This is a genomic window from Glutamicibacter nicotianae (genome assembly GCF_006539525.1).
Lineage (GTDB): Bacteria > Actinomycetota > Actinomycetes > Actinomycetales > Micrococcaceae > Glutamicibacter > Glutamicibacter nicotianae.
The window spans coordinates 62,849-88,988 of sequence record NZ_BJNE01000006.1 but is presented as its reverse complement, the minus strand read 5'-3'; the positions used below and the strand labels follow the sequence as shown (position 1 = coordinate 88,988).

The 26,140-nt window shown below is 61.0% G+C and carries 27 protein-coding genes; 8 read left to right on the top strand and 19 right to left on the bottom strand.

The annotated features are described in order from the left end of the window. Nucleotides 1-135: 135 nt before the first annotated feature. On the bottom strand, nucleotides 136-1,806 hold the full coding sequence (locus tag ANI01nite_RS08880) for an amidohydrolase (protein WP_255314476.1): 1,671 nt from the start codon (nucleotides 1,804-1,806) through the stop codon (nucleotides 136-138). Between the two features lie 303 nt (nucleotides 1,807-2,109). Between ANI01nite_RS08880 and ANI01nite_RS08875 the strand changes: the two genes are divergently transcribed. After that, nucleotides 2,110-2,847, top strand: a complete 738-nt coding sequence (locus ANI01nite_RS08875) for a type 1 glutamine amidotransferase domain-containing protein (RefSeq protein WP_141357465.1) — start codon at nucleotides 2,110-2,112, stop codon at nucleotides 2,845-2,847. A gap of 139 nt (nucleotides 2,848-2,986) precedes the next feature. Here the strand turns inward: ANI01nite_RS08875 and rpsO are convergent, their stop codons facing one another. From rpsO to truB, 6 genes are all read right to left on the bottom strand, one after another. Next, nucleotides 2,987-3,256, bottom strand: coding sequence for a 30S ribosomal protein S15 (gene rpsO / locus ANI01nite_RS08870; RefSeq protein ID WP_013348393.1), 270 nt, complete (start codon nucleotides 3,254-3,256; stop codon nucleotides 2,987-2,989). 107 nt (nucleotides 3,257-3,363) lie between these two features. Next, entirely contained in the window at nucleotides 3,364-4,149 is a 786-nt protein-coding gene (locus ANI01nite_RS08865) for a class I SAM-dependent methyltransferase (RefSeq protein WP_141357463.1), read from the bottom strand. Nucleotides 4,150-4,154: 5 nt separating this feature from the next. Further along, entirely contained in the window at nucleotides 4,155-5,108 is a 954-nt protein-coding gene (locus ANI01nite_RS08860; protein ID WP_121866442.1) for a bifunctional riboflavin kinase/FAD synthetase, read from the bottom strand. Between the two features lie 64 nt (nucleotides 5,109-5,172). Then, entirely contained in the window at nucleotides 5,173-5,640 is a 468-nt protein-coding gene (locus tag ANI01nite_RS08855; RefSeq protein WP_174787679.1) for a hypothetical protein, read from the bottom strand. A gap of 9 nt (nucleotides 5,641-5,649) precedes the next feature. After that, nucleotides 5,650-6,012 (bottom strand): hypothetical protein, encoded by a 363-nt coding sequence (locus tag ANI01nite_RS08850; protein ID WP_083586687.1) that lies wholly within the window; start codon nucleotides 6,010-6,012, stop codon nucleotides 5,650-5,652. A 17-nt stretch (nucleotides 6,013-6,029) separates the two neighbouring features. Then, the gene (gene truB, locus ANI01nite_RS08845) at nucleotides 6,030-6,953 is read right to left on the bottom strand and encodes a tRNA pseudouridine(55) synthase TruB (protein ID WP_141357461.1); all 924 of its coding nucleotides are present in this window, start codon (nucleotides 6,951-6,953) and stop codon (nucleotides 6,030-6,032) included. A 257-nt stretch (nucleotides 6,954-7,210) separates the two neighbouring features. On the opposite strand from truB, the gene ANI01nite_RS08840 reads away from it, so the two are divergent. The 3 genes from ANI01nite_RS08840 to ANI01nite_RS08830 all read left to right on the top strand — a co-directional run bounded on the left by ANI01nite_RS08840 (nucleotide 7,211) and on the right by ANI01nite_RS08830 (nucleotide 9,449). After that, nucleotides 7,211-7,873, top strand: a complete 663-nt coding sequence (locus ANI01nite_RS08840) for a fasciclin domain-containing protein (RefSeq protein ID WP_038989659.1) — start codon at nucleotides 7,211-7,213, stop codon at nucleotides 7,871-7,873. A 170-nt stretch (nucleotides 7,874-8,043) separates the two neighbouring features. Beyond that, nucleotides 8,044-8,625, top strand: a complete 582-nt coding sequence (sigK, locus tag ANI01nite_RS08835; RefSeq protein WP_239543236.1) for an ECF RNA polymerase sigma factor SigK — start codon at nucleotides 8,044-8,046, stop codon at nucleotides 8,623-8,625. Then, nucleotides 8,625-9,449: an anti-sigma factor gene (locus ANI01nite_RS08830; RefSeq protein ID WP_141357459.1), complete on the top strand. Its 825-nt coding sequence runs from the start codon at nucleotides 8,625-8,627 to the stop codon at nucleotides 9,447-9,449. Before sigK ends, ANI01nite_RS08830 begins: the two co-directional genes overlap by 1 nt. 155 nt (nucleotides 9,450-9,604) lie before the next feature. Here the strand turns inward: ANI01nite_RS08830 and ANI01nite_RS16995 are convergent, their stop codons facing one another. Next, nucleotides 9,605-9,727, bottom strand: coding sequence for a hypothetical protein (locus ANI01nite_RS16995; RefSeq protein ID WP_255314475.1), 123 nt, complete (start codon nucleotides 9,725-9,727; stop codon nucleotides 9,605-9,607). Between the two features lie 4 nt (nucleotides 9,728-9,731). Here ANI01nite_RS16995 and ANI01nite_RS08825 point away from each other — a divergent pair, with 4 nt between their 5' ends. Then, on the top strand, nucleotides 9,732-11,132 hold the full coding sequence (locus ANI01nite_RS08825; protein WP_255314474.1) for a molybdopterin-dependent oxidoreductase: 1,401 nt from the start codon (nucleotides 9,732-9,734) through the stop codon (nucleotides 11,130-11,132). 18 nt (nucleotides 11,133-11,150) lie between these two features. Here ANI01nite_RS08825 and ANI01nite_RS08820 read toward each other — a convergent pair whose 3' ends face one another. Together ANI01nite_RS08820 and ANI01nite_RS08815 are read right to left on the bottom strand one after the other, a co-directional pair. Further along, entirely contained in the window at nucleotides 11,151-11,597 is a 447-nt protein-coding gene (locus ANI01nite_RS08820) for a YdeI/OmpD-associated family protein (protein WP_141357455.1), read from the bottom strand. Nucleotides 11,598-12,107: 510 nt separating this feature from the next. Then, nucleotides 12,108-12,767, bottom strand: a complete 660-nt coding sequence (locus tag ANI01nite_RS08815) for a maleylpyruvate isomerase family mycothiol-dependent enzyme (protein ID WP_141357453.1) — start codon at nucleotides 12,765-12,767, stop codon at nucleotides 12,108-12,110. 82 nt (nucleotides 12,768-12,849) lie between these two features. Here ANI01nite_RS08815 and ANI01nite_RS08810 point away from each other — a divergent pair, with 82 nt between their 5' ends. Continuing rightward, nucleotides 12,850-13,293, top strand: coding sequence for a MarR family winged helix-turn-helix transcriptional regulator (locus ANI01nite_RS08810; protein WP_170214610.1), 444 nt, complete (start codon nucleotides 12,850-12,852; stop codon nucleotides 13,291-13,293). 87 nt (nucleotides 13,294-13,380) lie between these two features. On the opposite strand, the gene rbfA is transcribed toward ANI01nite_RS08810, so the two are convergent. The 5 genes from rbfA to rimP all read right to left on the bottom strand — a co-directional run bounded on the left by rbfA (nucleotide 13,381) and on the right by rimP (nucleotide 19,003). Continuing rightward, on the bottom strand, nucleotides 13,381-13,815 hold the full coding sequence (gene rbfA / locus ANI01nite_RS08805; RefSeq protein ID WP_141357449.1) for a 30S ribosome-binding factor RbfA: 435 nt from the start codon (nucleotides 13,813-13,815) through the stop codon (nucleotides 13,381-13,383). Nucleotides 13,816-13,916: 101 nt separating this feature from the next. Further along, entirely contained in the window at nucleotides 13,917-16,814 is a 2,898-nt protein-coding gene (infB, locus tag ANI01nite_RS08800) for a translation initiation factor IF-2 (protein ID WP_141357447.1), read from the bottom strand. Nucleotides 16,815-16,990: 176 nt separating this feature from the next. Next, nucleotides 16,991-17,311: a YlxR family protein gene (locus tag ANI01nite_RS17205; protein ID WP_052253499.1), complete on the bottom strand. Its 321-nt coding sequence runs from the start codon at nucleotides 17,309-17,311 to the stop codon at nucleotides 16,991-16,993. Nucleotides 17,312-17,450: 139 nt separating this feature from the next. After that, nucleotides 17,451-18,434, bottom strand: a complete 984-nt coding sequence (gene nusA / locus ANI01nite_RS08790; RefSeq protein ID WP_038989667.1) for a transcription termination factor NusA — start codon at nucleotides 18,432-18,434, stop codon at nucleotides 17,451-17,453. A 2-nt stretch (nucleotides 18,435-18,436) separates the two neighbouring features. After that, on the bottom strand, nucleotides 18,437-19,003 hold the full coding sequence (rimP, locus tag ANI01nite_RS08785; protein ID WP_038989669.1) for a ribosome maturation factor RimP: 567 nt from the start codon (nucleotides 19,001-19,003) through the stop codon (nucleotides 18,437-18,439). Nucleotides 19,004-19,178: 175 nt separating this feature from the next. On the opposite strand from rimP, the gene ANI01nite_RS08780 reads away from it, so the two are divergent. Then, nucleotides 19,179-20,252: a hypothetical protein gene (locus ANI01nite_RS08780; protein WP_141357445.1), complete on the top strand. Its 1,074-nt coding sequence runs from the start codon at nucleotides 19,179-19,181 to the stop codon at nucleotides 20,250-20,252. 551 nt (nucleotides 20,253-20,803) lie between these two features. Then, entirely contained in the window at nucleotides 20,804-21,145 is a 342-nt protein-coding gene (locus tag ANI01nite_RS08775; protein ID WP_141357443.1) for a hypothetical protein, read from the top strand. 5 nt (nucleotides 21,146-21,150) lie between these two features. Here ANI01nite_RS08775 and ANI01nite_RS08770 read toward each other — a convergent pair whose 3' ends face one another. The 4 genes from ANI01nite_RS08770 to ANI01nite_RS08755 form a co-directional block, all read right to left on the bottom strand. Further along, nucleotides 21,151-21,942, bottom strand: a complete 792-nt coding sequence (locus tag ANI01nite_RS08770; RefSeq protein WP_141357598.1) for a TSUP family transporter — start codon at nucleotides 21,940-21,942, stop codon at nucleotides 21,151-21,153. A gap of 59 nt (nucleotides 21,943-22,001) precedes the next feature. Continuing rightward, nucleotides 22,002-23,789, bottom strand: coding sequence for a proline--tRNA ligase (locus ANI01nite_RS08765; RefSeq protein WP_066139305.1), 1,788 nt, complete (start codon nucleotides 23,787-23,789; stop codon nucleotides 22,002-22,004). A 473-nt stretch (nucleotides 23,790-24,262) separates the two neighbouring features. Next, nucleotides 24,263-25,003: a hypothetical protein gene (locus ANI01nite_RS08760; RefSeq protein WP_141357441.1), complete on the bottom strand. Its 741-nt coding sequence runs from the start codon at nucleotides 25,001-25,003 to the stop codon at nucleotides 24,263-24,265. Nucleotides 25,004-25,365: 362 nt separating this feature from the next. Next, nucleotides 25,366-26,112, bottom strand: coding sequence for a hypothetical protein (locus ANI01nite_RS08755; protein WP_141357439.1), 747 nt, complete (start codon nucleotides 26,110-26,112; stop codon nucleotides 25,366-25,368). Between the last annotated feature and the right edge of the window lie 28 nt (nucleotides 26,113-26,140).

Below are 26,140 nucleotides of genomic sequence, written 5' to 3'. Positions count from 1 at the left end.
AAACTGGCCGTCCACGCTTCGGGCAATCGGTGCAACGGGCTTGAGCCCCAGCCAGTGTCCCTGATCTGGAACGGATCAGGGACACTGGCTGGGGCTCTTGGCATCTAAGCGGCTTTCAGCTTACCGGGCCTGCGTCTAGCTCACCGGCACGCTCAAGGATTCAAGACGGTCATAGACTTTCTGCCCGCTGAACCAGGTTTGCTGCGCAGTGATCAGCGGCAACTGGTCGAGGGCCACTTCGAACGGGTCCGCCGAGAGCATGATGAAGTCGGCGGATTTGCCTACTTCCAGCGATCCGGTCAGTTCCTCCAGCCCCATGGCCTTGGCGCAATTGATCGTGTAGATGCGCAAGGCATCAGCCAAGGTCACCGCTTCCTCTTCCCAGAGGGTTCCGGGGAACGCCCCGGTAGGATCCTTGCGGGTGATCAACCCGTAGATTCCCTCCCAGGCATTCGGAGAGACGCTCACCGGCCAGTCCGAGCCTCCGGCAACCAGCGCCCCGCTGGCCAGCAAGGTCTTGTTCGGGTGCATCCTGGATGCCCGTTCGGCGGGAAGGACCAGTTTCATCGCTTCGGCGATCACCCCCGGGAACCACAATGACGGCGAGATGTCCGCGGTGACTTCCAATTCTGCAAAGCGCGGCAGGTCGTCCGGGTGAATGAACTGGCCATGGGCGATATGGTACTTCGGCTCGCTTAAGCCAGCCTCGCGCACCTTCTGGATAGTGTCCAGGACCAGTCGCACCGAGGCATCGCCGGTGCAGTGGATCTTTGCTGAAATGCCCCGCACTGCTGTGCTCATCAGCCAGCCTTCGAGTTCTTCTGGCGGCATGGTCGTGCTGCCGCAATGGCATTCCGGGAAACCCACGCCCTCCAGATACGGTTCGATGAAGGCTCCGGTACCGGCCGGAGGGACGCCGTCGAGGAAGATCTTGATGAAATCCGGACGGTGGTGGGCGGACCTGGTTGGCTCACGCTGCGCAATGATCCCCTCGCCCAGCGGATGGGTTCCGAAAATGAAGTCGTTGGCCTGCATGCTGGTGACCACCCAGGCGTGCAGGTTCCCCGCATCGTCCAATTCTTTCAATGCCTGCATTAGCTGCAAGGAGGCGGCGGCATCCTGGAATCCGGTGATGCCGTAGGAATGCAGTATTTCCATGCCTCGTCCAGCGGCTTCGGCCACTTGCGAGGTCGGTGTCGGGCTCAAGCTCTCGCGTGCCTGCTCGACAATGACTCCGGCGGCTTCAAGCAGCACACCGGTGGCACGCCCTTCGGCATCCCGCATGATTTTCCCGCCGTCGGGGTCAACGGTCGCATCGGTGATGCCAGCAAATTCCATTGCGCGGCTGTTCGCCCACCGGTTGTGCTTTGCATCGTCCTTGAACAAGGCCGGCCGTCCACCGGTGGCCTCATCCAGCCGCTCCAGCGCCTGGGGTGTGTTGAGCTCGCTGAACAGGCTCGAGCCCCAGCTGCCGCCGATAACCCACTGGTCCGCGTCCAGCTTCTGCGACCATGCCGCTACGGCTTCCAGGAACTCATCGAGGGTGAGCGTCGGCGCCACGTTGAGCTCGAACAGGTCCATCTGCCCGGCAAGCATGTGATGGTTGTGCACATCCATCAGCCCGGGCATGATCGCGGCGCCGCCCAAATCGATCATCTCCGTTTCTTCCCCGCGCAGCTCCAGGGCATCATCGCCAAGCGCGACGATTTTTCCTTCACTGACCGCCATCGCTGTGGCGATGCTGTCTCGCGGATCCAGCGTATGAATGGTGCCGTTGAAAATAATCACGTCAGGGACTGTGTTCACGAATGCATTCCTTTCGACAGGGACCCGTGGCGGATGGCCTGTGCAACCTTCTGGAAGCAAGGCGGGCGGCCGCCCGGCGGGTGCATTCATTCTGGCAAAGTCCGCACCTGGGATGTTGGCTTTGCGCGCAGGATTCGTTGTCATTGCACGCCAACGTCACATGGAATTGCAGGCCAGGGAAGGTTCCGTTAGCTCACATCTTGGTGCATGGTTCCGCACAACATGCTGGCAACTTGTGCGTCCCCCTTGCGACAGTCTGCCGGTTGTACAAGGGTGGAAGGACGAATGCGAAAGGAGCACACCTTGAAGAAAATCCTCATGGTCCTGACCAGCGTTTCCGAAATCGGCGAGGACAAGGAGCCTACCGGTTACAACGTCGCCGAGGCCGCGCACCCATGGAAGGTGTTCCGGGATTCCGGGCACTTCGTCGATTTTGCGTCCATCAAGGGCGGACAGCCCCCGCGCGACACGGTGGACCAGGATGACCCGATCCAGGTGCAGTTCACCCAAGACGAGACAACCCGTGCCGGCTTGTACAACACCGCACGTGTCGAGGTGGTGGATCCTGCGCAGTACGACGCGGTGTATCTCGTGGGTGGCCACGGCACCATGTGGGACTTCGCAGGCAATGCTGGCCTGCAGAAGGTGGTCAGCGACATCTACAACAAGGGTGGCGTCGTCGGCGCCGTCTGCCACGGACCAGCTGGACTACTGGATGTCGAGTTGCATCATGGCCTGAAGCTCCTGAGCGGCAAGACCGTTGCAGCGTTCACCAACGACGAAGAGGTGGCCGTCGGCAAGGACAAGATCATTCCGTTCTTCCTCGCAGACAAGCTCACCGAGCAAGGCGCTACGCATATCGCCGCCGATAACTTCGAAGAAAATGTACAAGTCTCCGAACGACTGGTGACCGGGCAGAACCCGGCGTCCGCTGCAGGTGTCGCCAAGGAAATGGAAAAGCTCCTGGCCGAGGTGATCCATCAGGAAAAGGCCGAAGAGGCCGCGGCAGCCGAAGCAGAAACTGAGGCCAAGTCAGAATAAGCGGTGACGCGACGCCGCTTGGAGCAGCGCGGACAGCGCTCGCGCCCAACCGCGGCTAAGCGGATCTTCCCCTGCCGGACAAGAAAAATCCCCGCCTCCTGAGACGGAGGCGGGGATTTTCTTGCTCTGAAGCCAAGGACTACTTGCGCAGGCCCAAACGCTCGATCAGCGAACGGTAACGCTCGATGTCGGTGTTCTTCAGGTAGCCGAGCATACGACGACGACGACCAACCAGAGCCATCAGGCCACGGCGGGTGTGGTGGTCATGCTTGTGCATCTTCAGGTGCTCGGTCAGGTCCGAAATACGGCGGGACATGACGGCAATCTGAACCTCAGGCGAACCGGTGTCACCCTCGTGGGTAGCGTAAGCCTTGATGATTTCGTTCTTGATAGTGGCATCCAATGCCATAACAAACTCCTAGAGTTGGACCGCGTTCATAAGTCAGTGCGAACGCCGAGGCATTCACAGGGGAAACTCGCAACCGCGGACTGCAGCGAGAACCATCGTCAATCATATCACCGACGGGGACGCCGGCGGGACCTCCAAGCATGGGTGAGATACGGCACCTGCACCTTCTTATCTGGCTCATGCCCCAAATGCTCATGCCAGTACCATGCCAGGTTCGCTTCGACCTTGGCCCGCGTGGTGTCCGAGGACTTGCGGTAGTAGCTGCGTGATTTGGTCAGCTCGATAATCTCATCGAAATCCAGCTCCATGGACCAATGCCAGATGCCATGCTCCGGCTTCTGGAACTGCGGTCCCAACGGCGGCTCCAGCTCGGGCCGGTGCACGTCGCCTGCATGCATGATCCGTGCCAAGCGGTGCACCCAGGGAACGGTGACATCCAGCTGGTTCCACAGCAACGTCAGCCAACCGCCGTCATGGAGCAAGCGCGCCGCTTCGGCACTGGCTTGCGGGTGGTCAACCCAATGCCATGCCTGCGCGTAGGTCACCAGGTCGGCACTGCCAGCGTCCAAGCCGGTGGCTTCGCCCGTGGCGCAGACCACCTCGATCTGCGGCAAGCGCTTGGACAGAACCGAGAGCATGTCCGCGGACGGATCTACGGCTGTGACTTCCAAGCCTGCAGAAACCAGTTGCTCGGTGAAGATCCCCGAACCGCAACCGATATCCACCGCAGTTGCCGGTCGGTGCTGCAACGTGAAATCCAGCGCTTCCTGGGGATAGGAAGGACGGATCTTGTCATAGCTTTCGGCATCCGACTGGAACGCCGATGCCAATTCTTCGCGACGCTGTGCTCCCACAACGAAGGCGCGTTGCGGCAACGAAGGTATTTCAGCCATGATTCCTAGTGGCGTTCGGCAGCCAGTACCGCACGGGCCTGGTCGACATCCTCGGTCATCTGCTCAATCAAGGCTTCGATGCCGCGGTAGGCGACCATCGGACGCAGATGGGAAATGAACTCGACGACAATCTGCTGGCCATACAGGTCGAAATCTTCCACCCCTTCTTCGGGACGGTCGATCACATGCGCCTCGACCACGCGGGAGACACCATCGAAGGTCGGGTTCGAGCCAACGGAAATTGCCGCCGGCCAACGCACCTCGGCCTCGTCGATGACCCAGCCGGCATACACGCCATCGGCAGGGATGATGCCGGTGGCTTCGGGATCCAGATTTGCGGTGGGGAATCCCAGCTCGCGTCCGCGCGCGTGGCCATGCACTACTTCGCCGCGCATGCGATGCGGCCGGCCGAGGATCGCGGCGGCGGCCTCAACGTTGCCAGCCGCCAGTTCCTCGCGCACCCAGGTCGAAGACAAGCGCCGCTTATCCCCCACGTCTTCAACGCCGATGACCTCGAAACCGTATTTGGCTCCCAGCTCCTGCATGTAGCCGAAGTCTCCGGAATTGCCGCGGCCGAACCGCACATCGTGCCCGACAACGACGGCTACGGCGTTCAGCTTCTCCACGATGATGGAACGGACGAACTCTTCAGCGCTTTGATCCGCAAATTCCAGGGTGTAGTGGATCATCAGCGTGGCGTCCAGGCCAACGCTAGCCAGGGTGTCGATGCGGTCGGCGATGCCCATGATCAATTCAGGAGCACTCTCGGGACGGTGCACCAGCGCCGGGTGCGGGTCGAAAGTGATTGCCACCGATTGTGCAGAGCGCGCTTTGGCCTGTGTGACAGCTGCATCCAGCACTTCGCAGTGGCCCAGGTGGACACCGTCAAAGTTGCCAATGGTCACGACAGTGGGCGCCATATCCGCGGGGACGGCATCCAAGCCCTTCCAATAGTGCACTTTGCTCCTTCAGAAATTCTGCTGCGGTGGATGGAAAACCCACCGAGGTAATTCTTGCACGTCTTTAGACGTGACGCTCATTACGGTTACGGTACAGCCACCACAAGCCGATGAGCGGCAGAACCAGCGGAACGTATCCGTACCCTTCGCCAAAACCGCTCCACACCGATGGATGCGCGAATTCTTCGGGGTGGGTCAGCGACAGGATTCCCACGACGATCACGCCCACCAATTCAATGGCTACCGCATACAGCGAGACCAGCCAGGCGCCACGCTTGGCCGAGGACAGCGAGAACGTGGCCAGGATGTAGATCAGGCCGGAAACCAGCGACAGGCTGTACGCGATCGGAGCCTCGTCGAATTTGCTCATGATCTGGTAGACCGCGCGGACCGTCGCCGCAAGAGCGAGGATGCCGTAGACGGCAATGATCACGCGGCCCAGGCCGGTGGACCGGCTCGGCTTGGGGGCCTTGTTGGCGCTGCGCGCCTCGGCGGCCTGCATGATGCGCGAGTTGCGCTGCTTTTCACCCATGGGGTACTCCTACTGCCAGATCTGTTCCATGCGGAACACCATAACGAAAGTGACCGCGGCTGACGCGGCCAGCACGGCGTTGGACCAGCGGCTCTTCTCGCTGATGGCCCAGAAGAACGCGATCGGCGGCATGATCAGCGCCGTAATGAAGTAGCCCCAGAATTCCACCGGGTCCCCCTGCACCGCATTGCCGCCAGCCTGGCGGATCACCGCCGCAATGCCGTAGGCAATCAGGAACAGCTCGGTGGCCACCGCGCCGATCAGCGCCCAGTCATCCGGGTGCTTGCGGATTGCTGTTGCAATCACTGCCACCAGAAACGCCAGCGCACAGACCACCGCGCCGGCGATGAAGAATCCATTCAGGGCAATCAAGCCAGGTCCTTTCGGGATTACTTGGCGGTGAAGACCAAGGCGGTACGGGCCTTGTCGCCTTTGTCTTCCAGCAACGCGACGAGCACGCCGTTGGGCGCGAACGCGGCAACGGTCTGGCCTTCGGCGATGTCCATGCTCAAGTGCGAGGCGGGGATGGTGCGGCCGAACGACAGCTCGACTGCTTCGTCGACGCTGACCGTGCGGTTGGGGAACAGCGCCGCGGCGGCCTTTTCAATGGGGAGGATCTCGAATTCCTGGGCCAACTGCTCCAAGGTGCGGGTGAGCTCGATCTTGTACGGGCCCACCTCGGTACGGCGCAGCGCGGTGAGATGCCCGCCCACGTTCAATGCTTCGCCCAGATCGCGGGCCAGCGCACGGATGTAGGTTCCGGATGAGCAGGAGACGGTGACGTCCACGTCGAGGATCTTGCCGCCGTTTTCGCGGCGCACCTCGTGGATCTCGAAACGCGAAATGGTCACCGGACGGGCCTTGAGCTCCACCTGTTCGCCGGCGCGCACGCGGGCGTAGGAACGCTTGCCATCGACCTTGATGGCCGAGACCGAGCTCGGGATCTGCTGGATGTCGCCGCGCAGCCGGGCCACCTCGCGTTCGATGTCCTCGTCGCTGACAGCTGCTGCGATGCGTTCGGAAATGATCTCGCCTTCGGCATCGTCGGTGACGGTGTTCTGCCCCAGGCGGATGGTGGCGGTGTAGGTCTTGTCGTGGCCCACGATGTAAGTCAGCAAGCGGGTTGCCTTGTTCACGCCGACCACCAGCACGCCGGTGGCCATCGGGTCCAGGGTGCCGGCATGGCCGACTTTCCTGGTCCCAGCGAGTCGGCGGATGCGGCCCACCACGTCATGGGAGGTCATACCCTGGTCTTTGTCGACTAATACGAGGCCTGATGCCTGCTCTTGCGTGTTCTGCCCGGCTTTACTCACGCCTTCCAGTATATGGGCTGTGCAGAGAATAAGCCTGCCGCGGGTTCCAAGCGTGGCAGATCCCACGTGCGGACCAATCCCCCTCCGATAGCGTGGCTGCAGACCCACCCGGACGCCGCGTCACAGAGGGACTGAAAATTATTTTGACGGGATTCCAATCCGCCAGGCATCCGGCACCGAATGCTCCATGACAGCCTGCTCCGCACGGACAGGTAAGGAACCGACGACAATAGTCGCGGCGAAGCAAGGAGAAAATCATGAAGCGCACATACAGCAAAGCCGCTGGAGTCTTCGGGCTCATCGCAGTCGCCGCCATGGGACTGAGCGCCTGCTCGACAGGTTCGGAAACCATGGAATCGCCCACCGCTTCCGCTTCGGAAAGCAGCTCTCCCATGGCCAGCGAGTCGGCCATGGATCCAGCCGGAAATCTCGTTGGCCCAGGCTGCGCAGCCTACGCAGAAGCAGTCCCGACCGGTGATGGCTCGGTAGAAGGCATGGCCCAGGATCCAGTAGCCGTCGCCGCCTCGAACAACCCGCTGCTGACCACGCTGACCTCGGCAGTCTCCGGCGAGCTGAACCCGGACGTTGACCTGGTCGATACGCTAAACGGCGGCGAATTCACCGTCTTCGCACCGGTGGATGACGCCTTCGCCGAGATTCCGAAGGATGACTTGGCAGCAGTGGCCAAGGACGCCGACACCCTGACCAGCGTGCTGACCTACCATGTGGTTTCCGGCCAGATCGCACCGGCTGATCTTCCCGGAACCCACAAAACGGTCCAGGGCGAGGATCTTGAAGTCACCGGCAGCGGTGATGATCTGGAAGTCAACGGGGCCTCGGTCATCTGCGGCGGCGTGCAAACCGCCAACGCGACCGTGTACCTGGTGGACACCGTCCTGATGCCGCCGGCCAAGAAGTAGCACCCCCGGAAACAGCAGGTCCGCCGGCATGGAGGTGGTGCGTGGAATACCTTCCATGCACCACCTTCGCCGGTGCTGCGGGAACGTGGTTCCCGCAGCACAGCTATTTCCCGAACGCCACGCCACCGCAGAGCGCCGCTGAGGCACAAATGCATGAGACTCTAGGATTCATGAGTTCCAATAGACTCGACGCCATGGAAGACGATTCCGTGCAAACGCCAGACGACTTGTTGCGACAGGTCGCGCTGGGGGCCGAATCTGCCTTCGAATCGCTCTATGATGCCATGGCATCGCGGGTCTTCGGCCTCGTGCTGCGGGTGCTTCGCGACCAGGCGCAGAGCGAAGAGGTCACCCAGGAAGTATTCGTCGAAGCGTGGCAGCAGGCCAAGCGCTTCGATCCGTCCCGCGGAACCGCTGCATCCTGGCTGCTGACCATAGCCCACCGCCGAGCCGTGGACCGGGTGCGCTCCAGCCAAGCGAGCCAAGCCCGGGATCTGCGCATTGGAATCAAGGAATTCCAGGACAGCTACGAAGACGTGGAAGAGAACGCCATCTTGCACGACGAGACCGTACGCGTTGCCCGGGCACTGCAACAGCTCAGCGCACCGCAACGCGAAGCCATACAGCTGGCCTACTTCGGCGGATACACCCACCTGGAAGTCGCTGAGCTGCTGAAAGTACCGGTGGGAACCGCTAAAACGCGAATACGCGATGGCATGGGCAAGCTTCGAGAACTGATGGGAGTGGCGTAATGGAAAAGCATGAGAACGAGCGGACCGACAGCTTCGCCCTGGAAGCTCTGGGAGACGAGGACCGCGGCAAGCTCGCGCACCAGGACTCAGATGCCGCCCAGGCCCGCCACGAGCTGGATGCCTTGCAGGAAACTGCTGGACTGCTCGGCTTGGCAGCGCAGCCGGTTGCTCCCCCAGCACGGCTCAAGAACGATGTCATGGCAGCTATCCGCGCCACCGAGCAGCTGCCGCCCGTCCAGGACCAGGAGCCTGCCTCGGGCAGCTCCCCCGCCAGTGGCTCCACGGCTGGTGCGGAACGTGAATCCGATGCCCCGGCAACGCCCCCGGCGCCGCAGCCCGGGGCACCGCGCGGCACCCAGCGCTTCTTCGCCTTGGCCGCCGGCGTCCTGCTGCTGGCAGCGGCGGCGTTGGGCGGCTTGGCCATCCAGCAGAATTCCGAGCAGCGCGAGCTGGAAAGCAAAATGGCAGCCATGGCCGAACATCAGGAAGAGCTCGCCCGGATCCTGGGGGCTCCCGATGCCAAGTCCAAGACGCAGACCTTGGATGACGGGGCAACGATCACGCTGTCCTATTCCGCGGCCGAAGGACTGATGGCGGTTTCCACCTCGGGCATGCCGGAGCTGTCCAGCGACAAAGGGTACGAGCTGTGGCTGATTTCCGCCGACGGCGCAGTCCCGGCAGGAATGCTCACGGGCAGCGATGCCAACGGCATGATCATGGTTTCCGATCCGATGCAGGGGATCACTCATTTCGGGATCACCGTCGAGCCGGCCACCGGCTCCCCCGCCCCGACGACGGATCCCATCATGCTGCAGTCGCTATGAGATCGCAGAAGATCTTGTAGCCGGTTCCAATCTGCTGTGCGTCCCGTTCCGAAAACACTGTGAGTGGTTGTTTCCCCGCATTAGGGAGGGGAACATGGAACGAAACGCATGAGGTGAGTGGCAGTGGGCTTCAAGAACAAGCGCGGTAGCAGGGTTTACATTTTCCACGCGGTAGCCGGAATATGTTCGGCAGCGCTCATGTTTTCCGTCGCCCAGTTGGCCTCGGCATTTTTCAATAGTGCTTCCTCGCCGTTTTTCGCACTGGGGTCTGCCATCATCGACTTGACGCCTCCATGGCTCAAGGACTTCGCCATCGCCACCTTCGGGACCAATGACAAGCTGGCGCTGTTCATTTCCATCGGCGTGGCGGCAGCGGTGCTCTCTGCCCTGATCGGCCTGCTGGCCAAGCGGAGTTTCGCGTTGGCCTGCACCGCCATCATTGCTTTGGCGCTGGTGCTTGCCAGCGCTGTGGCCGCCCGCGCGTCCACCAGCCTGCTGGATGTTGTCCCTACGGTGCTGGGCGCAGTCGTCGGAATCGGAGCTCTTCATTGGCTGGCCCGGCTGGCTACAGCCACCGTCCCCGAACCCGGCCAGGGCACGGCAGCTGCCGGCCCAAGCCGCAGAATGTTCTTGCGCGGCGCGGTCCTGTCCTTGGCGGCCGCGGCACTGGCCACCGCGGTGTCCACCTCCGTCTCCGCTACACGCAATATGGCTGTCGCCGCCCGCAACGCCCTGCGCCTGCCAGCGGCCCGGACGAAGGCCAAGGCCCTGCCCGAAGGAGTGCAAATAGAGGAGGCGAATATGCCCCGCTTCGTTACTCCCAACCAGGATTTCTACCGCATCGACACCGCGCTGTCGGTGCCGCAGATCGACCCCAACCAGTGGTCCTTGCGCGTGCACGGCATGGTGGAGAATGAATTCACCATCGGCTTCGACGAGCTGCTGGGCGAGGAACTCGTGGAAACGTATCTGACCCTGACCTGCGTATCGAATCCTGTCGGAGGAGATCTGGTAGGCAACGCGAAGTGGCTGGGCTACCCGCTGCGCAAGGTGCTGGAGCGCGCGGTTCCCCAAGCCGGCGCCGATATGGTGCTTTCGACTTCTCACGACGGCTTCAGCGCTTCCACCCCGCTGCAAGCCCTGACCGATGACCGGATGGCCTTGCTGGCCGTGGGCATGAACGGCGAGCCGTTGCCCTTCGAGCATGGATTCCCCGTGCGCATGGTGGTTCCCGGTCTCTACGGCTACGTCTCGGCCACCAAGTGGGTGATCGATTTGGAAGTGACGCGTTTCCAGGACAAGGCCGCCTATTGGACTACTCGCGGTTGGTCCGAACGCGGCCCCATCAAGATGTCGTCCCGGATCAACACGCCTCGGCCCTTCGCCGAGGTCCCTGCAGGGGAAGTTGTCTTGGGCGGAACTGCTTGGGCGCAGACCCGGGGCATTTCACGCGTGCAGGTGCAGATCGATGACGGCCCCTGGGAGGATGCGCAGCTGGCCGCCGAAGCGTCGCTGGATACCTGGCGGCAGTGGCGCTTCGTCTGGAAGGACGCGGCACCGGGCATGCATGCGGCGTCGGTGCGCGCCTATGATGCGCAGGGCAAGCTGCAGACCAGCGAAAAAGCCAACCCGGTGCCCGATGGCGCCAGTGGTTGGCAGCGCCTGCAGTTCACCGTGCAGTGACCCCCAGCCACCAGCACCCTAGTCGGCGCGCAGCGCCTTGATGACTTTTTCGACCCGGCGCGCCCTGGTGTCCTCGCCGCGGGCAGCCACGATGGGCTCCACATGGCCTCGCTGCTTGCTGTAGGAGAGCTTGTTCCATGCCTCAAGGAGTTCGGGCTCGGCGGAGAGCAGCACGGCCAGCGGTTCAGGGATTTCGACGGTCCGCGGCTCATCATCCACTTCGAGTTCCACATTGATCTCATCGCCGGCGCCCTTGCCCGTGGCAGCGCGGGTTTCAGCGTTGAAGGAAATCAGGAACTGGCCACGCATCGATGAAATGGTGTTCCGGTAGCTATATCCCCCGTCGACGGTGACCACGACCGGAACCCGCTTGCCACGGCCGAAACCGGCTACGACATCGTCCGGAACGACAATTCCAACGTTATTACCGCCGGTGGCGCTGAGCACTGTGGTGAATACTGGCATTATCCGGGCCTCTGTTTTGTCATCTGCTGGTGAAGGCTACGCTATCCCACAAGCTCGCCCCGGGTCTACTGGCCCCAATGCCACACGGCAGGGCGCGAGTTCTGCGCGTATCAGCCTGCGAGCGTCCAGAGCGCGTCCATTCCGAGACCGCGTCAAACAGATCGTCCCGGGACGCGCTCGGTAAAGGCATCTTCGTGCGCAGGTGACCAAAGCGGACTGCGATCCGCTCGTTCGGCGCTCCAAGATACGGGCCTGCATTCGTCGAGCTGTCCGGCGGTAATTGCGGTTCCAGAGGACGGCACGTAGGAAGTCCTGTGCGCCTGTGCGCTTGATTGCTCGCATTCCCGGTAGGAGTTCGGCAAGAATAAAAAGAGCTCCCGCAAGCCGTCTCAAATTTCCAGACTGCTGTCCGCGTCCTAGGCGGTGCCGCCGCCCCGAGCGAAACCGCGTGACGGTGCCCATGGAGACGCCATGACAGCGACACTAGTTCACGGCATTGCAGCTAGGCTGCTATGGATCCGTCCTTGCTTCCTTCTTTTCCCGCAGCTCCCGGACAATGGAGATGCCATCTCCCGTAAGCGCTTCCCAGCGTGGCGTTCGCCCTGCCCTGAGCATTACCAGCTCGTCGATGGGCCCGAATACCGGCTCCCCTTTCCCCGATTCGAAGCTGGCGTCACGGGCAATCATTTTCACCGAACGGATCACGTCGAGACTGCCCAGCATCAAACCCGTCCGCCCCAGACGTTGAGCAACTTCGACCGCTGCTTCTGGCGGCATCATGTGCCGGATTCCCAAGGGTCGCACAAGGTCCTGGAAGTGCACCAAGGTATCAGTCAAGGTTTCTTTCACGTTGACCATCGATGGGCCTCGTTTGATTGTTGCGAACCGTTCGTACTGCTCAAGAATTGCAAACGCGCCTGCTCTCCCCCGCATTTGCCCATCGCGCAGGACCGTCCCGTTATAACCGTGCCTGAGCATAGAAGGCATCAGCTTCATCATGGAGGATGCGTTTAGTTGCGGTGCGCTGATGACGTGCGCCGCCACGTCCTGGACGCTCCATCCTTGGCACAACGAAGGCGCCGCCCATTGTTCCGGGCTCAGTGCTTGCAAAATCTTGAAGAGTTCCAAGCGCTGCTCGATGATGACATCCCACATTTCCTCGGCCAACATCTGTCACACCTCCAAGTAGTAAGAGACTCTGACTAAATAGTGAGATATTCTGACTAACATGTCAATAGAAGGTCGAGAAGAAATGTCCATCGGAACCCTGCTCTTCATCGCCCAGCGCGCTTTCGAAGAAGAAATCGTCACGGCGCTGCACGATGCCGGGTTTAATTTCACCATTGCCCAGGGAAGGCTTGCAGCGCGAATCGGGGAACAGGGCAGCAGATTAACGGAGTTAGCCAACGCTGCCGGTATCGCAAAGCAAAGTGCCGCTTATCTGCTCAGGCAACTGGAAGAGATCGGCTTGGTTGCACGTCAGCATGACCCACGAGATGCCCGCGCCCAACTGGTTGTCCTCACGGAGTACGGTCGGAAAGCGCAACTGGCGGCGCGCGATATCGAAGCGAGGATTGAACGGCGTTGGCAGGATCTTCTGAGCCCGGCAGCTTTCAAAGAACTCAAGCAGCATCTAGGAACTTTGCGGGAACTCGTTGACCGCCATGCTGAATCCCCGGAACGCCAGCTCGGTTAGGCCAATTCAATGCAAGAAATTCCCCGGACCTGGCGATCACGCGAGGTCCGGGGAATGGGCAGACGGTGCCGGTTGGCGCTTCGAAGCTTAGGCTTCGTCGCCGTCCTCGTCCTTCTTGTACGGGTCCTGGTCTCCGGCGAAGTCCTTGCCTTCGCGCAGGGCCGCTACCTCAGCATCCTTCTCGCGGGCCTTGGCCAGCAGTTCCTCCAGATGCGAGGCGCCCTCGGGGATCTCGTCGGCAACAAAGGCCAGCGTCGGGGTCAGGCGGATGGTCAGGTTCCGGCCCAATTCCTTGCGCAGGGCGCCGCCACGCTTTTCCAGCAGGGCGGCGATGTCCTTCTTCATCTCGTCATCGCCAAAGACGGTGTAGTACACCGTAGCGTGCTGCAGGTCGTTGGTGACGCGCGCGTCGGTCACGGTGACGTTGTCGATGCGCTCGTCCTTGATGACGGTGCGCAGCGACTGGGCCATGAGGACCTGGACGCGCTTAGCCAGGCGTGCGGCGCGGGCTGAATCAGCCATGGTTTTCTCCTAATGGTTCAAAACTCGTGGGCGCTTGACCAAAGCTTATCGGTCAAACGCCCACGAATCAGTGAGTCACACTGCTAATTGCCTGTCGGCAATTAGTCGCGTGGCTTTTCGCGCATCTCGAAGGTCTCGATGATGTCGCCTTCCTTGATGTCGTTGAACGACCCCAGGCCGATACCGCATTCGAAGCCCTCGCGGACCTCGGTGACATCGTCCTTCTCGCGGCGCAGCGAATCGATCGACAGGTTGTCGCCCACGACGTTGCCATCGCGTACCAGGCGGGCCTTGGAATTGCGCTTGATAGTGCCCGAGCGGATGATCGAACCGGCAATGTTGCCGAACTTCGAGGAGCGGAAGACCTGGCGGATCTCGGCGGTACCGAGGGCCACTTCTTCGTATTCCGGCTTGAGCATGCCCTTGAGCGCAGCTTCGATGTCGTCGATTGCGGAGTAGATGACCGAGTAGAAGCGCATGTCGACGCCTTCCTTGTCGGCCAGTTCTGCCACGCGCTCGGCTGGGCGGACGTTGAAGCCAATGATGATGGCGTTGTCCACGGTTGCCAGGTTGACGTCGTTCTGGGTGATCGCACCGACACCGCGGTGGATGACGCGCAGCTGCACGTCGTCGCCGACCTCGATCTTCATCAGCGAGTCTTCCAGTGCCTCGACAGCACCGGAAGCGTCACCCTTGAGGATCAGGTTCAGGGTATCGATCTTGCCATCGGCAACAGCCTTGTCGAAGTCTTCCAAGGTGATGCGCTTGCGGCGCTTGGCCAGCAACGCATTGCGCTCTGCGGTTTCGCGCTTGTCAGCGATCTGGCGGGCGGTGCGCTCGTCTTCGGTGATCAGGAAGCCGTCGCCAGCACGCGGAACCGAGGACATGCCCAGGACCTGTACCGGACGCGATGGCAGTGCCACGTCGAGGTTCTCGCCGTTCTCGTTGAACATTGCACGCACACGGCCGTGGGCGGTGCCCACCACCATGGTGTCGCCAACGCAGAGGGTACCGGACTGGACCAGGACGGTGACAACCGAACCGCGGCCCTTGTCCAGGTTCGCTTCGATAGCCACGCCGCGAGCGGACTTGTCCGGGTTCGCCTTCAGCTCCAAGACATCGGAGGTCAGCAGGACAGCGTCCAGCAGCTCTTCGATACCCTGCTTCTGCAGTGCAGAAACCTTCACGAACATGGTGTCGCCACCGTATTCCTCGGGTACCAGGCCGTACTCGGTCAGCTGGCCCATGACCTTGTCAGGGTTGGCGCCTTCCTTATCGACCTTGTTCACTGCGACGATGATCGGCACGCCGGCAGCCTGTGCGTGGTTCAGCGCTTCCACGGTCTGCGGCATGACGCCGTCGTCCGCTGCGACAACCAGCACTGCAACGTCGGTGACCTCGGCACCGCGGGCACGCATGGCGGTGAACGCCTCGTGGCCCGGGGTATCGATGAAGGTCATCGCGCGCTGGCGGCCCTCGTGCTCATGGTTGATCTGGTATGCACCGATGTGCTGGGTGATGCCGCCGTGCTCGCCCTCGATGACGTTCGACTGGCGGATGGCATCCAGCAGTCGGGTCTTACCGTGGTCGACGTGGCCCATGATGGTGATGACCGGGGCGCGCTCTTCGAGCACGTCTTCGCCTTCAGCCTCAAGTTCGGCTTCCAGGTCCAGTCCGAAGCCTTCGAGCAGCTCCTTGTCCTCGTCCTCTGGGGAGACGACAAGCACCTTGTAGCCCAGCTCTTCACCGAGCACCTCGAAGGTCGCCTCATCCAGCGACTGGGTTGCGGTAGCCATTTCACCGAGGTGGAACAGCACGGTCACCAGCGCGGCCGGGTTGGCGCCAATCTTGTCAGCGAAATCGGTGATCGACGCGCCGCGGCGCAGACGGATCTCGGTGTCACCGGTGCCGCGCGGAACATTCACGCCGCCCAATGACGGAGCACTCATCTGCTCCAATTCCTGGCGCTTTGCGCGCTTGGACTTGCGCTGCTTGCCGCGACCGGCGCCTCCCTTGCCGAAAGCGCCGCCAACGCCACCGCGTCCGCGTGGTGCGCCTGGGCGGAAGCCGCCACCGGTGCCGCCACCGCCGCCACCTGGGCGACCGCGTCCGCCGGCACCTGCACCCGGACGTCCGCCGCCTGCTGGGGCTGGACGATCGGTGCGGTTAGGCATCATGCGCGGAGTTGCAGTGGTGCCGGCGCCTGGGCGTGGACCGCCTGCACCAGCTGGGCGTGGAGCGCCCTGGCCTGCTGGGCGTGGGCCGCCTGCGCCGGCTGGACGTGGACCGCGCTGGCCATCGCGTGGCGGACGTGGGCCGCCCTGGCCGTCGCGGGCCGGGCGTGGACCGCCAGCACCAGCTGGACGTGGACCGCGCTGGCCGTCACGTGGCGGACGAGGACCGCCCTGGCCACCTTCGCCGCGCATGCCCTGCTGCGAGGAGAACGGGTTGTTGCCTGGACGTGGACCGCCCGGACGTGGGGCGCCTGGACGTGGGGCACGACCGCCTTCGCGGCTGCCGCCGCCACGGCGTTCGCCGGACTCAGCGCCGCGCATTCCCTGCTGGGACGAGAACGGGTTGTTGCCTGGGCGCGGAGCGCCTGGCTTTGGAGCCGGCTTGGCGCCTGGCTTCGGTGCTGGGGCTGCACCCGGCAATGGAGCGCCAGGGGTTGCCTTCGCGGTTGGAGCGGCAGGTGCTGCTGGTGCAGCAGGAGCCGGAGCTGGCTTGGCGCCTGGCTTCGGCGCCGAGGCACCTGGGGTAGCTGCCGGCTTTGGAGCTCCAGGGGTCGCTGGCTTGGCGGCGGCTGGCTTCGCAGCTGCTGCTGGCTTGGCGGCACCGTTCGAACCCGGGAATGCGTCGCGCAGCTTGCGCGCTACGGGTGGTTCAACGGTCGAGGAAGCGGAACGAACGAATTCGCCCATGTCCTGCAACTTGGTTAGTGCTTCTTTTGAAGTGATTCCGAGCTCTTTGGCGAGCTCGTGAACGCGGGGTTTAGCCACATCTCTCCTGTGTCGATGTGATCTGCTCAAACCCCGGTATCAAAAGATAAATCTTTGGATCAGCGGTCTGGCAGATCAGCTGTGTAATTCGTGAAATTCTTCCGTCGCACGGTGGATCACGCAGAACTGATAATTCATCGTTGTGCGCTCAGCATTGCCGACTCATCGGGTTGCCATCAGATTTCTGACCCGCTTTCATCATGTTTGCCAGATAGCTGGCTTGCTGCCAACTGATCTTCGTATGCAGTGAATTCCTGCAGTACCTGCGAATCGTCTACCGCGGATCTGAAGGTCCGCGCGAACGCTCGGCGCTGCACTGCTTGCTGCACACACTTTTCGGTCCCGTGGGTCCAAGCGCCCCGCCCGAAAGCGGAACCTTGCAGATCCAGATTCACCGCACGCAGCGGTGCACCGTCTTTGAGGACCCAACGGAGCAGCTCGTTCTTATTGGTTACGGTTCGACAGCCAATGCACGTGCGTTGCTGATGCAGCTTCATGCGAGCGCCGTCGCCACCTTCCCAAGTTATTACGAGCCATCTACTAGTCTAGCGCGTTTGGACGCCATAGCGCGCATGAGATGCGGCTCACACGCAACCAGGCGTCCAGCACGCTGAACTGGAATTCTTCGGCAGCTGCTTACAGCTGCGGTTCCTTGCCGCCCGATGCGGCCAGGATGTCGATGCGCCAACCGGTCAGCTTGGCTGCGAGGCGGGCATTCTGCCCTTCCTTGCCGATCGCCAGCGAGAGCTGGGAGTCGGGGACAACCACGCGGGCACGGCGTTCACTTTCGTCCAGGATCTCCACCGAGATGACTTTCGACGGGGACAGAGCCGCTGCGATGAATTTTGCTGGATCCTCGTTGTAATCGACGATGTCGATCTTTTCGTCGTTCAGCTCGTTCATCACAGCGCGCACGCGGGTTCCCATTTCGCCAATGCAGGCACCCTTGGCGTTGACGCCGGCCTTAGTTGCACGCACGGCGATCTTGGTGCGGTGGCCAGCTTCGCGGGCCAGCGCCTCGACCGCGACGGTGCCGTCAGCGATTTCCGGAACTTCCATTTCGAACAGCCGGCGAACCAGGTTCGGGTGGGAGCGCGACAGGGTAATGGCCGGGCCCTTGTTGCCGCGCTCGGCCGAGACAACGTAGGCGCGCAGGCGGTTGCCGTGCTGGTACTTCTCGCCTGGCGACTGCTCGACCGGTGGCAGCAGCGCTTCCAGGTCGCCGAGCTTGACCTGCACCATGTGCGAGGAGTAGCCCTGCTGGATGACGCCGGAGATCAAGGTGCCGACACGGGCCGCGTACTCGCCGACGACCTGCGCATCTTCTGCTTCCCGCAGGCGCTGCATGATCACCTGGCGTGCGGTCGAAGCGGCAATGCGGCCGAAGCCGTGAGGAGTATCGTCGAATTCGCCCAGCAGCACGCCAGCGTTATCGCGGTCTTCCACCAGGATCGCCACATGGCCGTTGCTGCGCTCAATATGCGCGCGAGCGCCAGGCATGGCGCCTTCGGTCTTGTTGTAGGCCAGCAGCAGGGCCGACTCGATGGTTGGAATCAAGACATCCATCGGGATGTCGCGGTCTTTTTCCAGGATGCGCAGCGCATTCATATCAATATCCACGCTTAGCCCTCCAAATCTTCAGTATCAACAGTGTCCAAGAGCGCGTCGTCGAAGTTCAGTTCTGGATCGACAACTGCTTTGCGGATATTTTCAAATGCATGGGTCGCAGGTTCGAGCACCTTGACCTTCATGCCCTTCTTGGCCGGCTCGCGGTGCTCGGCAACCAGCACGTCATTTTCGTTGACCTCTAGCAGGCGTCCGCGGAGCTTCGTGCCGTCCGCCAGTGAAAGCTTGACCATGCGGTTGATGGCGCGGATCCAGTGGCGCTGGGCAGTCAACGGTCGGGAGAGTCCAGGGGAACTGACTTCGAGTTCGTATGGAGCCGCATTCGCATAGACGGCGTCCTTGTCCAGGGCATTGGAGATGGTGGTGGTGACTTCGCCAAGTTCATCGAGATCCAGCGTTTCATGCCCGTCAGCTTTGTCGACGATGATCTGCAGGATCATTTGCTTGCCGGAGGGACGCAAGGTGACTTCTTCTAAGAGAAGCCCGTGGGATTCTACGTCTTTGGAGAGCAATGCAGTCAGACGCTGCGCTTCCTGTTCGGTATCGGCCGGCATTCCGGTCATGGATATCCTCCCACGCTATTCGATGTTGTCCTTTAAGCCTATATTGCGTTCCGCTCATTGAGAACATCCAAACGGGCACAGGTGAAGGAACTCACGCCCATTCTCCATTCATCGTGGCGCGCGGCACCGCCAATGCCCTCATTGCCTGTGTTGATCATGGCATGATCGAAACGCTATGACTGAAAAAACGCCTACTTCCTCCCCTCGCTCCGACAGGCAAGCACGCCGTGCTCCGGGCTGGATTGCTCCTACCTTGGCTGGCGCAGTTGCCGTGGCAGTGACGTGGGGAATAGGCAGCACGCTCTTTCATGGTGCCCTGGTCGAGCACGGACTGCCCGAACAAGTCAGCGAGGCCAGCGCCGATCAACGCACGATGTGGGAACAGGGAGCAAAGCTCGCGGATCTGGCATCCCAGGCCCAGGCTTTGGCCAAACTGGCACCCGAGGAAAACGCGTCGCAGCTGTCCGCACTGGCAACTTCCTTGTCGCAGGGTTCAGCGCTGCTCGGCGAATTGCGCTTCCATGACCAAGAACCTGCGGCGTTGCCGCAACGCTACTCCCCCGACGCACTGGTTGCCCTTGCCACGAATGTCGCCAATGCCTCGGCACAGATGCCTGCATTCGAGGAGCCGTCGCTTCCCAGGGATTCGAAACTGGCCGAGATTGCCTTCCAGATCAATCTGGATGCCCGCCGTGCAGTTGCATCATCAGGTGACGAGCGCGACCACGGCTTGGCCCTGCCGCTGAGCAAAGTCGCGGGCGAGGAAAAGCAGAATGACCAGCTGGTAGCCTGCCTGCCGCATGCAGATCTGCTGGACCCGGCTATGGAAATCACCGGAGCGCAGGACATCGAGCCAACGGCCGTCGCCCGTGCACTGGACCGCGGCTACGCGCTGGATTTCCTTCTTCAGCTCACGGCTGCTCGTGGCGCTGAGTCAGCCGAGGATGCCATTGAAGATCGGCGCAGTGAATTGGGAAATCAGCTTCGCGGCCTGCGCGACGTCGTTGACGACCGGTGTGCAGACCTGCGCGAGCCCGCCTATGCATTGCCCGAAGGCGGACTGGAAGAACTAACCACGCTCTCCGCAGCAGCCGAAGAAGATTTTGCTGAAGCGCTGGTCGTAGCAGCGGGAAATACCGATGGCGCCGCTGGATTGGAAATTTCCGCCCTAGCATTCCAAGCTCTCCGCGAACTGCACGGATCAAGTAGTGACTACCGTCTCTTGGAAACTGTCGAGTCCAAGAAATAGCTTGAGTTCCTGCAGATTTTTCTGGCATATTTCCCACGTCGTTGATTTATCACGAAATAATTACAACCTTGATTCTCCACGGCGAATTATGACCAGCGTTGGAACAGGCGTTTCTGTCGAGATGAAGCAGGCAATGTTTCAGCGATCAGTGGTTTTTAACCTTGCCCCTCGTTGAAACTGGCATACCCGATACTGGTTTTCGTTATCGACCGTAATTTCAGTTACCAGTCTTCCCTATTCTCCCCACCATCGAATGGAGCTGTAACTACATGAATTTCATTCCTACTCAACTGCTCTCGATATTCACTGCCAAAGGGTCTATGGTGAATTACAAGTGCTTAAGATTCGGCATTCAGCTCCGCTAAAACGGAGTGAAACTTTCCGCTTTCTTCCGCTTATTGGGGAACTAACCACTTGCAGCTAGGTCGTCAATTGGAGGTATTGAAATGTCAGGTCGATACATGCGTTCGACGATAGCTGAACTGGTCAGCGAAGTGATCAGTTCACGGCAAGGTCGTGCGCAGCTCAGCGCACATGGTTGGATTCAGGGCATGCCCATTGTCATTGCTCAATCCGGAGAATCTGTCAACGACGTCATGTCGCTCGTAGCCGCGCATCAGCCTCCGGTGCTGGTCGCTACCCTCGACCCCGAGAACAACGATTTGTGGTTCTTGTACGTATCAATCGGTTCCACCGCGTTGAAGACCGTGGATCCGCTGGAACCCCGCACGACAATTGCCCAACTCTACAAAGCCGCATTAGGCTCTAGCTTCCTGACCTTCAGGATCGCGCAAATGCCGACCAGTTCCATGGTTCATGCCATCGAACCGCAACAGGTCCAGCATCATGCCGGTTACCCGCCAATTAGCTCATCAGCGGCCGGAAGCCGCTAGACCTTTCAGTTGCCGGCCAGGATCAGGTCCGAACCGAGCTTGATGATCAGTGCCGAAACGACGATCACGAAGACGATGCGTATGAAGGCGCTGCCCTTTGAGATGGCCATGCGCGCGCCGAGGTAGCCGCCGAGCATATTCATCAAGCCCATGGCCAGGCCCAAGGCTACCAAGACGTGCCCCGTCGGGACGAAGAGCAGCAACGCACCCAGATTGGTGCACAGGTTCACGATCTTCGCCTTGGCGGAGGACTGCAGGAAGTTGTAGCCAAGCACCGTCACCATGGCGATGATCAAGAACGATCCAGTGCCTGGCCCGATCATCCCGTCGTAGCCGCCGATCAGCAGCCCGATCAGGATGGCGCGCAGATAGTGCCCATGCCCGGTGTAGCGCAGGCGCGACAGCTCCCCCGCTTTGGGCTTGAGGATCGTGAAGAGCAGCACCGCAATGAGTGCTGCGATGATGATGGGCTGAATCGCTTCGGCTGGAAGTATTGTTGCCAGCGCGGCTCCGCCGAACGCCCCGAGCATCGCGGTCAATGCCATCGGAATCGCAGTTCTCAAATCCGGGCTGGTGCGCCGGTAGTAGGTCACCGCGCTGGTTGCAGTCCCGAAGATCGAGCCGAGCTTATTCGTGGCCAGCGCCTGCACCGGAGTGACGCCGGGGAAAAGAAGCAGCGCGGGCAATTGGATCAGGCCGCCGCCGCCAACCACCGCGTCGATCCATCCAGCGCCCAAGGCTGCCAGAAGCAGCAAAACCAGGGGCCAGAAGGAGACGGGTTCACCGTTGACGGACAGCAATTCCAAGATCTCTTGCACCGCGCTACTCCCCTATTCAGTTTTCGGCTGCCGCGCTCTTAGGCAGACAGCTCCGCAACGACGTCCTCGACCTTGACGTCGCGGCGTTCGCCTGAGGTACGGTCCTTGACCTCGACTACGCCCTCTGCGAGGCCACGGCCCACCACGACAATGGTTGGGATGCCGATCAGTTCCGCATCGGAGAACTTCACGCCAGCGGAAACCTTTGGACGGTCGTCCAGGATGACCTCCAGGCCGGCCGCTTCGAATTCGGCGGCCAGCTTCTCGGCGGCTTCCAGCAGCTCTGGGCCCTTGCCGGTGACAACCATGTGGATGTCGGCTGGGGCAACCTGCTTTGGCCATGCCAGGCCGTTTTCGTCGTGGTACGCCTCGGCGAGCGCGGCTACCGCACGGGTGACGCCAATGCCGTAGGAACCCATGGTGACGACGGTCAGCTTGCCGTTCTGATCCAGGACCCGCAGATCCAGTGCTTCGGCGTACTTGCGGCCGAGCTGGAAGATGTGTCCCATTTCGATGCCGCGTTCGGTGCGCAGCGGGCCGGAGCCATCCGGTGCCGGATCTCCTTCGAGCACGTTGACCGACTCGATGGTGCCGTCAAAGCCGAAGTCGCGCTCGGCCACCAGGCCGAAGACGTGCTTGCCCTTTTCGTTTGCGCCGGTGATCCACGAGGTGCCGGATACGACACGGGGATCAACCAGGTAGGTGATGCCGCTGGTTCCCTCGGTACCCAGAACAGCCTTGTCCAGGCCGTTGCCCGGGCCGATGTAGCCAGCAACCAATTCTGGGTGCTTGGCCAGGTCTTCGCCGTTAGCGGCTTCAACCTGGACCTCGCCGATGATGCCCAGCGGGGCACCTACGGTAGCTTCGACGCGCTTCAGGTCCACCTGGCGGTCGCCTGGAACACCGATGACTACCAGCTGGCGGTTGCCTTCAGGGTCGGTCACGGCCAGGACAACGTTCTTCAGGGTATCCTTGGCTTCCCAGGCACCGGCCTCGCGTGGGCGCAGCTCGTTGGCCGCGGCCACCAGGGTTTCGATGGTCGGGGTGTCCGGGGTATCGACGACCTCGAACGCAGGTGCGTTGGTGTAATCGATGGATTCTGGCACCACGGTGGTCACAGCCTCGACGTTCGCAGCATAGCCGCCTGCCGAACGCACGAAGGTGTCCTCGCCGATAGCCGTTGGATGCAGGAACTCCTCGGATTTGGAGCCACCCATGGCGCCTGCCTGCGCGAAGACCGGGACAACTTCCAGTCCCAGGCGCTCGAAAATCTTCAGGTAGGCGGCGCGGTGCGCCATGTAGGCCTCGTCCAGGCCCTCGTCATCGATGTTGAAGGAGTAGGAATCCTTCATGATGAATTCGCGGCCGCGCAGCAGGCCCGCGCGCGGACGTGCTTCGTCGCGGTACTTGTTCTGGATCTGGTACAGGTAGACCGGCAGATCCTTGTACGAGTTGTACAGGTCCTTCACCAGCAGGGTGAACATTTCCTCATGGGTCGGAGCCAGGAGGTAATCCGCATCTTTGCGGTCCTTCAGGCGGAACAGGCCTTCGCCGTATTCGGTCCAGCGGCCGGTCTGCTCGTAAGGCTCGCGTGGCAACAGCGCTGGGAAGTGGACTTCCTGGCCGCCGATAGCGTTCATTTCCTCGCGAACGATAGCTTCAACACGCGCAAGGACCTTCAAACCCAACGGCAACCAGGTGTAGATTCCCGGGGCCGCACGACGGATGTAACCGGCGCGTACCAACAACTTGTGGCTGGCGACTTCGGCGTCAACCGGATCTTCACGCAAGGTGCGCAAGAAGGTAGTGGAAAGCTTCAAAACCACTCGGGGTGTCCTTTTCCGTCCGTCGACTTCAGAGATATTTCCGGATGCCGACTAGCTATGCAAAATCAAATGGGTTTTGGCCAGAAAATTGGCCTTAATCAATGCTACAGCTTTCGGCGACTTCCCAATAAATTCAAGGGGTCGAGCGGAACCGTGTTGCGTTTTCAGTAGCTTGCTCCCGCTTCTGGGCCACTGCTGGGCGTTGCAGGGTTCTTGCTTATTGAGGAGGTGACTTTAAACGAGACACCGCCTCGGTGCGCGTTTCTCACTGATTCTTGCTCGGAGCGTGTCCGCACATTGCGCCGCTCCACTGGCCATGGACACGGTTCATCAGCAGGTTCTTAACCGAACCTTCGTCTGAGACCACTCCATCCATCGGCAGCTGCTGCCTCACTTTGGAAGTATTTTCCATGCAAATGCGCGAAGCCCCTCTGGTCCAGGAACCAGAGGGGCATTCGCCACCGGAAGCGAGCTTACTTGGCCGCCGCTTTGACCTCTGCAACCGCCTTGTTCAGTTCATCAACGAGAGTCTTCACAGCCTCGTCTTCACTTTGTTCGGTGGTTTGGGTGTGGGAGACGGCAACGACGTTGTCGCCAACTACGCCCTGAATCTGGTACGAACCACCCGGCACTTCAGCACCGTTCATGGTCATGGCGGTGTGGGTAGCGATAGTCTTGTCTGCGTCAGACTCAGCATCCAGGATCTTGGCAGAAGCCGAAACTTCCTGGCCTGCTACCTTCATCGAGAAGTCCTCGCAACCCTGCAAGTCCTTGGCATCTGCCATCTTGTTGATTGCTTCCAGCTTGGCAGCATCCTCGTAGCCAGCGACCGAATAGCTGCTGCTCTCACCGGCCTCGCCGACGACAATCGCTGCAGCCATGTTGACGCCGTCCAGGTCCTGGGTTCCCTGCTGCGCAACGAATTCCGCGCACTGCGCTGGTTCGATCTCCATCTGATCGATCAGTCCCTTTGCGCTTTCAACCGAGGCGCTCAGCGCAGCGCTATCCAGAACCTGCACATTCGGTTCGTCTCCACCGAGAGTTTTGGCGACCGCAGCGGCTTGCTCGGCGGTCAGCGCCGGGACTGCCGTGCTTTCCTGTTCCTGAGGGGCCTCCGAAGAGCCTGCAGCTCCTTCGGTTCCCGAATTCGAGCTGCAACCGGTCAGTGCCAGGGCAACTGCTACGGGCAGCACCCAGAGTGAACGCTTTTTCATGGTGATTTCCTCACTATGGTGATGATAAGCCACCCCCAGCATTTCACAATATGTTGGAAATAAAAAGACAACAAGAGAGTGTTGCAGCGAATGGACTTGGGCAAGCTGTTCACTTGAATCGTCAAGAGCTGGTCAAGCGCCACCCACTGCCAGGAAAGCATCAGTCAAAGAGAAATCCGCAGGTGCCACACATGGACAAGCCCCTGGCAGTCGAATCGCACTTCAACTGCCAGGGGCTTCAATGTGACTCGGAAGATGCATTGCTTCTCGGCAAACTATCCGCGTCGCTACCGCCACGGGCATCCCGCTCCTACGCGCAGCACCGCCTGGTATTGGCGAGTCGGGGCACCGAGCACATACGACTATTGCTTTCGAACCGCGTCGATTTCGGCGAACGCACGATCCGTCAATTCCACCGCTTGCGCGGCCAGCTCAGCTGCTTGCTGCGAACCTGTCTGCAAGGTAACCAGGACGAAATTGCCGTCCCGCAGCGCCTGCACCACGACCGAGGTCAATAGCTGTCCTGCACCTGCGTCCATTTGAGTCGACATGGTCAACGACTGGTCAGCTTTGACGTCCAAGGGCAGGATCTGGCGTTCAGTTTCGATTTTTTCGCCACCGGTCTCAACGGTGACGTTTTCGCATCCCTCTAGATCATCCAGGGTCAGCGCCTGTGAAACGTTGTTGCGGGTGGCATCGTCTGTCAAGGAGAAGACCTGCACGACCTTGCCGACGGATTCCGAGGAGCTGGTTGCCGTTGCGGATACGGATGCTGTCAAGTCGGTGACTGAATACTTGGCATTCAACTCGGCGCATTTCTCCGGCTTGATGCCGCTGGGAGCCTTCGCATTCTTGGCAATTTCCAGTTGCTGCTGCATTTGCTCGTTGCCGACCACCTGGACTGCGTTGTCGCCTTCCATAAGCTTGGAAGCGACGGATTTCACCTGCTCGGCAGTGAGCGCGCCATCCGAGGCAGCCTCTTTCTGGCTGTCTACGGAGGTCGTTGAAGCAGCCGATTGCGCAGGTTCACTAGCTGAATTTGAAGAACAGCCGGCCAGCATCATGCTCACCGCCAATGGCAGGGCCCAAAGGGTTAAACGCTTAGTCATATACTGCTTTCCGTTGTTGCCGCCGAAG

Excerpts from the sequence above, each read along its gene's own strand:
- ANI01nite_RS08775 (WP_141357443.1), top strand. The coding sequence starts at position 20,804 with ATGCCCATTGTCATTGCTCAATCCGGAGAATCTGTCAACGACGTCATG.
- ANI01nite_RS08855 (WP_174787679.1), bottom strand. The coding sequence starts at position 5,640 with ATGGGTGAAAAGCAGCGCAACTCGCGCATCATGCAGGCCGCCGAGGCG.
- rimP (WP_038989669.1), bottom strand. The coding sequence starts at position 19,003 with ATGACCGGAATGCCGGCCGATACCGAACAGGAAGCGCAGCGTCTGACT.
- ANI01nite_RS08830 (WP_141357459.1), top strand. The coding sequence starts at position 8,625 with ATGGAAAAGCATGAGAACGAGCGGACCGACAGCTTCGCCCTGGAAGCT.
- rbfA (WP_141357449.1), bottom strand. The coding sequence starts at position 13,815 with ATGGCTGATTCAGCCCGCGCCGCACGCCTGGCTAAGCGCGTCCAGGTC.
- ANI01nite_RS17205 (WP_052253499.1), bottom strand. The coding sequence starts at position 17,311 with ATGAAGCTGCATCAGCAACGCACGTGCATTGGCTGTCGAACCGTAACC.
- sigK (WP_239543236.1), top strand. The coding sequence starts at position 8,044 with ATGAGTTCCAATAGACTCGACGCCATGGAAGACGATTCCGTGCAAACG.
- ANI01nite_RS08755 (WP_141357439.1), bottom strand. The coding sequence starts at position 26,112 with ATGACTAAGCGTTTAACCCTTTGGGCCCTGCCATTGGCGGTGAGCATG.
- ANI01nite_RS16995 (WP_255314475.1), bottom strand. The coding sequence starts at position 9,727 with ATGATGGCAGACCCCAGTGCGAAAAACGGCGAGGAAGCACTATTGAAA.
- ANI01nite_RS08820 (WP_141357455.1), bottom strand. The coding sequence starts at position 11,597 with ATGCCAGTATTCACCACAGTGCTCAGCGCCACCGGCGGTAATAACGTT.
- ANI01nite_RS08810 (WP_170214610.1), top strand. The coding sequence starts at position 12,850 with ATGTCCATCGGAACCCTGCTCTTCATCGCCCAGCGCGCTTTCGAAGAA.
- ANI01nite_RS08760 (WP_141357441.1), bottom strand. The coding sequence starts at position 25,003 with ATGAAAAAGCGTTCACTCTGGGTGCTGCCCGTAGCAGTTGCCCTGGCA.
- ANI01nite_RS08780 (WP_141357445.1), top strand. The coding sequence starts at position 19,179 with ATGACTGAAAAAACGCCTACTTCCTCCCCTCGCTCCGACAGGCAAGCA.
- ANI01nite_RS08865 (WP_141357463.1), bottom strand. The coding sequence starts at position 4,149 with ATGGCTGAAATACCTTCGTTGCCGCAACGCGCCTTCGTTGTGGGAGCA.
- ANI01nite_RS08840 (WP_038989659.1), top strand. The coding sequence starts at position 7,211 with ATGAAGCGCACATACAGCAAAGCCGCTGGAGTCTTCGGGCTCATCGCA.
- ANI01nite_RS08815 (WP_141357453.1), bottom strand. The coding sequence starts at position 12,767 with ATGTTGGCCGAGGAAATGTGGGATGTCATCATCGAGCAGCGCTTGGAA.
- rpsO (WP_013348393.1), bottom strand. The coding sequence starts at position 3,256 with ATGGCATTGGATGCCACTATCAAGAACGAAATCATCAAGGCTTACGCT.